Consider the following 8,814-nt stretch of genomic DNA (forward strand, 5'->3'; position numbering starts at 1 on the left):
GCCGAGGAGGGTGCTGAGGCCGGTGCCGAGGAGGGCGCTGAGGCCGGTGCCGAGGAAGGTGCTGAGGCCGGTGCCGAGGAGGGCGCTGAGGCCGGTGCCGAGGAAGGTGCTGAGGCCGGTGCCGAGGAAGGTGCTGAGGCCGGTGCCGAGGAAGGTGCTGAGGCCGGTGCCGAGGAGGGCGCTGAGGCCGGTGCCGAGGAAGGCGCTGAGGCCGGTGCCGAGGAAGGCGCTGAGCCTGTGGTGCTAGATGAGGCTGTGGCGCCAGTCGGGTAGTTCGCCCGTCCCATACCTCGGCCCGCCGACCCTCGCAGTCGGCGGGCCGAGGTCGTTTGGTATGCGCTAGCTAGCCCAGTAGGTCAGCCAGCCTCCGCCACTCCTCCCGCGGCAGGGCGTCACTCGGGCCGCCGGCGACCACCTGGAGCGCCACATGGTCGGCGCCCGCCTGTTGGAAGGTCTTGATGCGGTCCAGGATGTGGTCGTCGTCTCCCCATGCGAACACCGCGTCGATGAGGCGGTTGCTGCCGCCGTCCGCGAAGTCGGCCTCGGTGAAGCCGTGGCGGAGGAAGTTGTTGGTGTAGTTCGGGAGGGCGAGGTACATGGCGAGGTAGGCGCGGGCCAGGGTGCGGGCGCGGGTCGGGTCCGTTTCCAGGACGACCTTCAACTCGGGGGCGAGGAGCGGGGCTTCGCCCAGGATCTCGCGGGCCTGCGCCGTGTGCTCCGCCGTGACCAGGTACGGGATTGCGCCGGCCGCCCGGTCGCGGGCCAGCTCGAGCGTCTTCGGGCCCAGCGCTGCCAGGACGCAGCGGTCCGCCGGCACTCCGGCGGTGTCGAGGGCGTCGAGGTAGGCGACCAGCGACGAGTACGGGCGGCGGTACTGCTCGGCGAGCTTGGCGTGGCTGACGCCGAGGCCCAGCACGAAGCGGCCGGGGTGGGCCGACTCGAGGTCGGTGTAGGCGGCCGCGCTGTCGCGGGCCTCCTGCTGCCAGATGCTCTGGATGCTGGTGCCGACGACGATCCTCGACGTGGCCCCGATGAGCGGAGCGGCGTTGCGGGCGGTGCTGTTGCCGCCCAGCCACAGGGCGCCGTAACCGAGTTCCTCCAGTTCGGCGGCGGCCTCGGCGAGCTCGCTGCGCCGGTCCGGGTCCTCCGAGCGCAGGCCGATGCTCCAGATGCCGTACCGGCCCACCTTCTGCTTCACGGTGGCTGCGACGTCGTTCATCGGTTGCGGTCCCTCCGGCTGTGACGGCTGGTGCTGGTGACGGTAGTGCCAACCGGAGGGCCGCTCGCGTTAATCCCGCCGGACGGGTGTCAGGCCTGGTCGCCCAGGTAGTGCTCCAGCGCCTCCACCACGAACCGGTGGTCCTGCAGCTGCGGCAGACCGGACACCGTCACCGTGCCGATCACGCCGACGCCCTCCACGGTGATCGGGAAGGAGCCCCCGTGCGCGGCGTACATGTCCGGGTCCAGGCGGGAGGACTCCTCGAACGTCGTGCCCTTGGCGCGGCAGCGGGCGCCCACGAGGTAGGAGGCGGAGCCGTAGCGCTCCACGACCCGGCGCTTGCGGTCGATCCAGGCGTCGTTGTCGGGGGTGGAGCCGGGCAGGGCCGCGTGGAAGAGCTGCTGGCCGGCCCGGCGGATGTCGATGGCGACCGGGGCCTGCCGTTCCCGGGCCAGCTCCACCAGCAGCGAGCCCAGCGCCCAGGCGTCGTCGTGGGTGAACCCGCGGAACACCAGACGGCGTTCCTGCGCCTCCAACTCCTCGACCGTGGGCGTCAGTTCCGGAGTGATCTTCGGGGTCATCGCGGGCTTGTGCGAGTTCGTCACAGGGTCACCGTCACTCCGTCTCGGGCCGAACGGCGGGCCGCTTCCAGTACGTCGAGGGCGGCGGCCGCCTCCAGGGCGGTCACCGGGTTGGCGGCGCCGTCGCGCAGGGCGGCGGCCACCGCGGCGTAGTACGCGGGGTAGTCGCCGGGCAGGGTCGGCTCGGGGCGGCCGCCGCCGGTCAGGGGGGACTCGCCGGATCCGATACGGCCCCACAGCGACTCGGGCTCCTCGCCCCAGCCGGGACCGGGACGCTGTCCGTCCTTGAGTGCCGCCTCCTGCGGGTCCAGGCCGTACTTCACGTAGCCGGCCTGCGAGCCCAGCACCCGGAAACGCGGGCCGAGTTGGGCGGTCGTCGCGGAGACGTAGAGGTGGGAGCGGACGCCGCTGGTGTGCGTGATCGCGATGAACGTGTCGTCGTCCGTCTCCGCGCCCGGGCGGCGGATGTCCGACTCGGCGTACACCGAGGCCGCGGGGCCGAACAGGACCAGGGCCTGGTCGACGACATGGCTGCCGAGGTCGTAGAGGAGACCTCCGATCTCCGCCGGGTCGCCGGACTCCCGCCAGCCGCCCTTCGGCTGCGGCCGCCACCGCTCGAAGCGGGACTCGAAGCGCCATACGTCACCCAGCGCGCCCTCGGCGAGCAGCCCCCGCAGGGTGAGGAAGTCGTTGTCCCAGCGGCGGTTCTGGAAGACGGAGAGCAGCAGGCCGCGTTCCTCGGCCAGCGCGGCCAGTTCGCGCGCCTCGGCCGCGGTGCCCGCGATCGGCTTGTCGACGACGACCGGGAGACCGGCCTTCAGGGCGGCGGTGGCGAGCGGGACGTGCGTCCGGTTCGGGGAGGCGATGACGATCAGGTCCAGCTCGTCGGCCCGGTCGAACAGCTCCTCCGCCGTGGCGGCGGCCCGTACGTCCGGGAACTCGGCGCGGGCCTGCTCCTGCCGCTCGGGGTTCGAGGTGACCACCGTGTCGAGGGCGAGGCCTTCGGTGGCGCCGATCAGGGGGGCGTGGAAGACGGAGCCCGCGAGGCCGTAGCCGATGAGGCCGACCCGGAGGGGGGTACCCGTCGTTCCAGTGATGCGTCCGGTCATGGGTCCACTTTCGCAACGCTGTTGCCAAAGTGCAAGCGGTGAGGAGAATGGGTGGCGTGAACAGGACGACCACGGGGGGTTCGGTGCGGGCGGCGGGCGCGAATCTGCTGGTGCTGCGCAGCCACAACGCGGCGCTCGTCCTCGGCCTGCTGCGGCGCGCCGGGGCGGACGGCATCAGCCGGCTCGAGCTGGCAGAGCGGACCGGGCTGACCCCGCAGGCCGTCAGCAAGATCACCGCGCGGTTGCGGGCCGACGGGCTGGCGACGGAGGCCGGGCGGCTGGTGTCCACCGGGGGCAAGCCGCGCACGGTGCTGCGGCTGGTGCCGGGAGCCGGGCATGCGGTGGGGGTGCATCTCGACCGGGACGAGCTGCGGGCGGTGCTCGTGGATCTGGCGGGGGCGGTGGTCGCGGAGCGGAGCGCTCCGCTGGACCTGGGGGCGGGGGCGGAGGCCGTGCTCGCGGAGGTGGTGCGGGAGGTGACGGCGCTGCTGGCGGAACGGCCATCGGACACGGTCCTCGGGGTCGGTGTCGCGCTGCCCGGGCCGCTGGATCACGTCCGGGGTGTGCTGCATCGGGTCACCGGGTTTCCGGAGTGGGACGGGTTTCCGCTGCGGGACGTGCTGGCGTTGCAGCTCGGGGTGCCGGTTGTCGTCGACAAGGACACCAACGCGGCGGCGCTGGGGCTTGCGGTCGGGGGTGAGGGTGGGTCGTTCGCGTATCTGCACTTCGGGGCGGGGCTTGGTGGGGGGCTGGTGATCGGGGGCGCGGTGCATCGGGGGGCCCGGACGGGGGCGGGGGAGTTCGGGCATCAGGTCGTTCAGCTGGACGGGCCGTTGTGCAGTTGCGGGAACCGGGGGTGCGTCGAGGCGTTGTGTCTGGAGGCTGTGGGGCGGGGGGATGTGGAGGAGGCGGCGCGGGTGTTGGGGGTGGGGACGGGGAATTTGGTGGCGCTGCTCGATATCGACTTCATTTTGTTGGGTGGGCGGGTTGTGGCCGGGGAGCCGGAGCGGTTTGTGCGGGGGGTTGCGGGGGTGTTGGAGGAGCGGGCTCGGCGTACGGGGGAGGAGGCTGTGCCGGTTCGGCTGGCCGGCGGGGGTGCGCGGGGGGTTGCGGAGGGGGCGGCGCAGTTGCTGCTGGGGCCGTTGTTCGGGCGGGGGGACGCGTAGGGGCGTCGGGGGTGGTTTGGTTGCCCGCGTTGCGGGGTGCCGCTGCGCCCACCCGTGCCGGTGCGCTCCGCTGAAGGGAGCGTCGGGGGCGATTTGGTTGCCCGCGCGGGCGGGGTGCCGCTGCGCCCACCCGTGCCGCCCCAGCGGCACGACTGCCCGCAGCTACGGCGGTGCGGCTGCCCGCAGCTACGCGGGTTCGCGCGTCCGCGGCTGCGCGGGTGCGGCTGCCCGCAGCTACGCGGGCACGCGCGTCCGCGGCTGCGCGGGTGCGGCTGCCCGCAGCTACGCGGGCACGCGCGCTGGCAGCTGCGCGGGTGGGTCTGCCCGCGGCTACGTCCGCTGATCGGGCGGAGTTGGCGGGCCCTGCGGAGTGGCGTCGCCCCGTGGCGGGTCCCGTCCGGGATGGTCATGTGTTCATGCGACTGTGTACGCCCGTGTCCCTCTGTACGGCGGCCTCAGCCGCCGTGCTGTTCGTTGCCGGTCCGGCGTATTCCGGGTCGGCTCCTGGCTGTGCCGCCGGGTCCGGTGGCCGTGACTTTCCGATCACCACCCGTATCCACGGCGGCCCCGGTTCCTATGACGCCGGCGGCGGCTACGGCACCTGGTCCATCGACCTCACCAACAGCACCGCCCGCACCTGCACCGGCATCCATCCGGTCGTCGTCCTCGTCGACAAGGGGCGGACGCTGACGCCGACGCAGCCGAAGCTGGAGTTCTACGAGAAGGCCCGCCCGCACCCCGTCCGGTTCGAAAGGACCGACGAGGACGAGCTGGTCGGCGCCTTCGACGGTTTCGCGGGGTTCACCGTGCCGCCCGGCCGGACCCTGACCGTGCGGGTGCGACTGGCGCTGACCTCCGACGCCGTACCGAACGAGATCACCGCGAACGCCGCGGTCGTGCAACGGCGCGACAACGACGGCGACTGGGTCGGCCAGTCCAACGACTACCGCTTCCGCGTCGAGGTCAAGCCCGACATCGGATCCAGCGCCGAACCCAAACCCGAACCCGAATCCAGTAGCGACTCCGGCACGCCCACCGCCCCCGCAAGCGCCGGATCCACCCCCACCCCCGACGGACAGCTGTCGTTCGCCGACGAGCTCGCCCGTACCGGCCTCGGCACCACGCGGGGAGCGCTCGGCGCCGCCGCCGTACTGCTCGTCGCCGCGGGCTGCACCCTGGTGCTGGTGCGGAGGCGCCGCTGAGCACCTGCGTCGTCCCGTGGTCCGAGTCGTGATCGGCGGGGTCAGGATCAGCCACTCCTGACTACCCTGGGGGCGTCGGTACGCCGTGGTTCCGGCGCCCCCGCTCGCCTCGTACGCATGCCAGGAGTGATCGACGCACATGCCAGACCGCAAGCCCATCGAGTCATGGCTCACCGACATGGATGGTGTGCTCATCCACGAGGGCGTACCCATCCCCGGCGCCGACGCCTTCCTCAAGAAGTTGCGCGAGTCCGGAAAGCCGTTCCTCGTCCTCACCAACAACTCGATCTACACCCCGCGCGACCTGCACGCCCGGCTGAACCGCATGGGCCTGGAGGTGCCGATCGAGAACATCTGGACCTCAGCCCTCGCCACCGCGCAGTTCCTCGACGACCAGCGGCCGAACGGCAGCGCGTACGTCATCGGCGAGGCGGGTCTGACGACCGCCCTGCACGAGATCGGATACATCCTGACGGACCACGAACCCGACTTCGTCATCTTGGGCGAGACCCGGACTTACTCCTTCGAGGCCATGACGAAGGCGGTCCGCCTGATCAACAACGGCGCCCGGTTCATCGCCACGAACCCCGACGAGACGGGACCCTCGACCGAGGGTGCGCTCCCCGCCACGGGCGCCGTCGCAGCTCTGATCACCGCAGCGACCGGCAAGAAGCCGTACTTCGTCGGCAAGCCGAACCCGCTGATGATGCGCGCCGGGCTCAATGCGATCGGGGCCCACTCGGAGACCTCGGCCATGATCGGCGACCGCATGGACACGGACGTACTGGCAGGGCTCGAGGCCGGTATGCGGACCTTCCTCGTCATGACCGGAGTGACCCAGCCGAGTGAGGTCGACGTGTACCCGTACCGGCCGTCGAAGGTCGTGGACTCCATTGCCGATCTTGTGGATCGCGTCTGAAACCGACCCGGAGGTAAAACCCACCCGTACGGCGTAGTCCGGACCCCGCCGAGGATGCGGGGCCGGGCCGCGCGGGGGAGTCTCCAGAGTGTCTGGAGGTTCACGATGGGTTCACTGCGACTCACTTTCTGTACCGGCGTCCTGGCCGCCGTCGCCGCGGTCACCCCGACGGCAAGCGCGGCGGACGGCGGTGTCTCGGTCAGCCCCTCGACCCCGGGGCCCGGCAGCGACCTCGCGCTGCGGGCCACCGGCTGCACCGGCACCACCGGAACCGCGGCCTCGAAGGCGTTCGTCTCCGACGCCGAGCTCACCGGCGGTGACGGCACGCTGGCCGGCGAGACCCGCGTCCGTTCCATGGTGGGGCCCGGCCGCTACGAGGTTCAGGTCATCTGTGGTGGCGACAAGTCCAAGTCGATGAAGTCGCACCTCACCATCGGCAACGCCTCGGCCGCGCCGAGTGCGCCCGCCTCGCCGGTCGCCCCCGTCAAGGCGGGCGGCGGCGGGACCGCCCACCTCGCGTCCGTGGACACCGCCGCGACCGGCCCGAACACCGCACACACGGTGACCGGCCTGGTCCTCGCGGGCGCCGCGGCGGTGGCCGTCGTCCTGCGCGGCACCCGCCGGAGCCGTAGGACGGGTTGAGCGACCATGTCCGACCGGGAACACTTCTCCGGCACCGGGCGGATGCTCATGGGCGTGGCCTGGGCGGTGCTGCTGCTCGGGCTGTGGCTGTGGGGCCGCGAGGTGACCGACGTACGGCACGGCATATCCGAGCCCGTCACCGGCGACATGGCGGCCGTCGGACGGCCGCCCACGGCGGAGCTGCCGCCCGCCGCCAAGCCCCTGACCGCGGCTCTGCCGCAGCGCCTCGACATCCCCGGCCTGGGCGTGCAGGCACCCGTCGTGGCCCGCGGTCTCGACGCGCAGGGGGCGATCGATCCACCGCCGTACGACCAGCCGGGCGTCGTCGGCTGGTACGCGGCCGGGGTGAAGCCGGGCGCGGTCGGCACCGCGCTGATGGTGGGCCACGTCGACACCAAGACCCGGCCCGCCGTCTTCTACGGGATCAGCGCGCTGCAGCCCGGCGAGACCATCCGGGTCGTCCGCGCCGACGGCCGGGTCGCCGAGTTCACCGTCGACGACATCCAGGTCCTTTCCCGCGACCGCTTCGACGCCCAACAGGCCTACGGGGTACGCAAGTCGGGGCGGGCCGAGCTCCGGCTGATCACCTGTGGCGGCACCTACGACCGGGCCAGCCGCAGCTACACCGCCAACGTGGTCGTGTCGGCCTACCTCACGGGCACCGGTCCCTGAGTCTGCCTTCCTGGCCCGCACGTAACAGCTCACGGACAAGGCCGCGGGCGACCTCGTGAGGGCAGCGCGACGTATGTCAGGATTGAGACTTGGAACAGTGCACCCAAGGGGGAGTTGGATGTACCGCAGCAGGGGGGTGACCGGAGTGCGGGCGACCGCGGTGGCGCTGGGGGCGGCGCTGCTGATCGCGGGATGCTCCTCCGGCGACGGAGACGGCGACGGCGACGGTGGCGACACCGGCGGCACGGGCGCCGGGATCACCCAACAGCCCAAGGACGCCGCGCCGTTCTGGGTCAACCCGGACGGCACCGCGGCCCAGCAGGTGGCCGACTACGAGAAGAGCGGCAAGGAGTCCGAGGCGGACACGATCCGCAAGATCGCCCAGCAGCCGACCGGCGAGTGGCTCAGCCCGGAGAACGCGGAGGAGCAGGCCCGCGGCTTCACCGAGGCGGCGGCCGAGGCCGACCGCACGGCGCTGCTCGTCCTCTACAACATCCCGCACCGCGACTGCGGGCAGTTCTCGGGCGGCGGCGCCGCCGACGGCAACGCCTACCGGGCGTTCATCGACAGCGTCGCCAAGGGCATCGGCGACCGCAACGCGACGGTGATACTGGAGCCGGACGCGGTGCTGCACATGGTGGACAACTGCACACCCGGTGAGTACCACGAGGAGCGCTACGACCTGCTCAACGGCGCCATCACCAAGCTCAAGTCCCTGAAGAACACCAAGGTCTACCTGGACGCGGGCAACGCCGGCTGGGGCAAGCCCGACCAGATCTTCGAGCCCCTGAAGTGGGCGGGCATCGACCAGGCCGACGGTTTCTCGGTCAACGTCTCCAACTTCTACACGACCGAGGACTCCATCGCGTACGGCAAGGAGCTCTCCGCCAAGGTGGGCAACAAGCCGTTCGTGATCGACACCAGCCGCAACGGCAACGGCCCCTACACCGAGGGCGACCCGGGCGAACGCTGGTGCAACCCGCCGGGTCGCGCCCTCGGCGAAACCCCGAGCACCAAGACCGCCGACCCTCTGGTCGACGCGTACCTGTGGGTCAAGCGCCCGGGAGAGTCGGACGGCGAGTGCAAGGGCGGTCCGAAGGCGGGCGAGTGGTGGCCCGAGTACGCGCTGAAGCTGGCGCAGGCGAGCGAGTAGCGTCCGGTACGCAGCTGGGGGGGGCCCCCCCCCCCGGGGGGGGCCCCCCCCCCCCCCGGGGGCAACCCCCCCCCCCCCCCCCCCCCCCGGCGGCGGGCCCCCCCGCAAGGGCCCCACCAACCCATAAACCAGAGGGTATAAAAAAAAAAAC

10 protein-coding genes are annotated in these 8,814 nt (G+C 72.0%); 7 read left to right on the forward strand and 3 right to left on the reverse strand.

The annotated features are described in order from the left end of the window. A partial coding sequence (locus ACFVJQ_RS24155) for a hypothetical protein (RefSeq protein ID WP_385786696.1) occupies positions 1-273 on the forward strand: 273 nt, incomplete at its 5' end. 70 nt (positions 274-343) lie between these two features. On the opposite strand, the gene ACFVJQ_RS24160 is transcribed toward ACFVJQ_RS24155, so the two are convergent. The 3 genes from ACFVJQ_RS24160 to ACFVJQ_RS24170 form a co-directional block, all read right to left on the reverse strand. Continuing rightward, positions 344-1,219 carry an LLM class F420-dependent oxidoreductase gene (locus ACFVJQ_RS24160; protein ID WP_385786699.1) on the reverse strand — a complete coding sequence of 292 codons (876 nt, stop codon included), beginning with the start codon at positions 1,217-1,219 and terminating at the stop codon, positions 344-346. A gap of 89 nt (positions 1,220-1,308) precedes the next feature. Continuing rightward, positions 1,309-1,800 carry a heme-degrading domain-containing protein gene (locus ACFVJQ_RS24165; protein ID WP_385786731.1) on the reverse strand — a complete coding sequence of 164 codons (492 nt, stop codon included), beginning with the start codon at positions 1,798-1,800 and terminating at the stop codon, positions 1,309-1,311. Between the two features lie 20 nt (positions 1,801-1,820). After that, a complete protein-coding gene (locus ACFVJQ_RS24170; RefSeq protein ID WP_385786702.1) occupies positions 1,821-2,909 on the reverse strand; it encodes a Gfo/Idh/MocA family oxidoreductase in 1,089 nt (362 codons plus the stop codon). Positions 2,910-2,956: 47 nt separating this feature from the next. On the opposite strand from ACFVJQ_RS24170, the gene ACFVJQ_RS24175 reads away from it, so the two are divergent. From ACFVJQ_RS24175 to ACFVJQ_RS24200, 6 genes are all read left to right on the forward strand, one after another. Then, complete coding sequence (locus ACFVJQ_RS24175) at positions 2,957-4,075, forward strand: ROK family transcriptional regulator (RefSeq protein WP_385510118.1); 1,119 nt, start codon at positions 2,957-2,959, stop codon at positions 4,073-4,075. A gap of 416 nt (positions 4,076-4,491) precedes the next feature. Continuing rightward, the gene (locus ACFVJQ_RS24180) at positions 4,492-5,277 is read left to right on the forward strand and encodes a hypothetical protein (protein WP_385786705.1); all 786 of its coding nucleotides are present in this window, start codon (positions 4,492-4,494) and stop codon (positions 5,275-5,277) included. A 139-nt stretch (positions 5,278-5,416) separates the two neighbouring features. Next, complete coding sequence (locus ACFVJQ_RS24185; RefSeq protein WP_385510120.1) at positions 5,417-6,196, forward strand: HAD-IIA family hydrolase; 780 nt, start codon at positions 5,417-5,419, stop codon at positions 6,194-6,196. A gap of 105 nt (positions 6,197-6,301) precedes the next feature. Next, positions 6,302-6,838, forward strand: a complete 537-nt coding sequence (locus ACFVJQ_RS24190) for a hypothetical protein (protein WP_385510121.1) — start codon at positions 6,302-6,304, stop codon at positions 6,836-6,838. A 6-nt stretch (positions 6,839-6,844) separates the two neighbouring features. Next, entirely contained in the window at positions 6,845-7,510 is a 666-nt protein-coding gene (locus ACFVJQ_RS24195; RefSeq protein ID WP_385510123.1) for a class F sortase, read from the forward strand. A gap of 118 nt (positions 7,511-7,628) precedes the next feature. After that, positions 7,629-8,663: a glycoside hydrolase family 6 protein gene (locus ACFVJQ_RS24200; RefSeq protein ID WP_385510124.1), complete on the forward strand. Its 1,035-nt coding sequence runs from the start codon at positions 7,629-7,631 to the stop codon at positions 8,661-8,663. Positions 8,664-8,814 lie beyond the last annotated feature (151 nt).

The sequence above is a fragment of the Streptomyces sp. NPDC127197 genome (assembly GCF_042672405.1).
Classification (GTDB): Bacteria; Actinomycetota; Actinomycetes; order Streptomycetales; family Streptomycetaceae; genus Streptomyces; species Streptomyces flavusporus.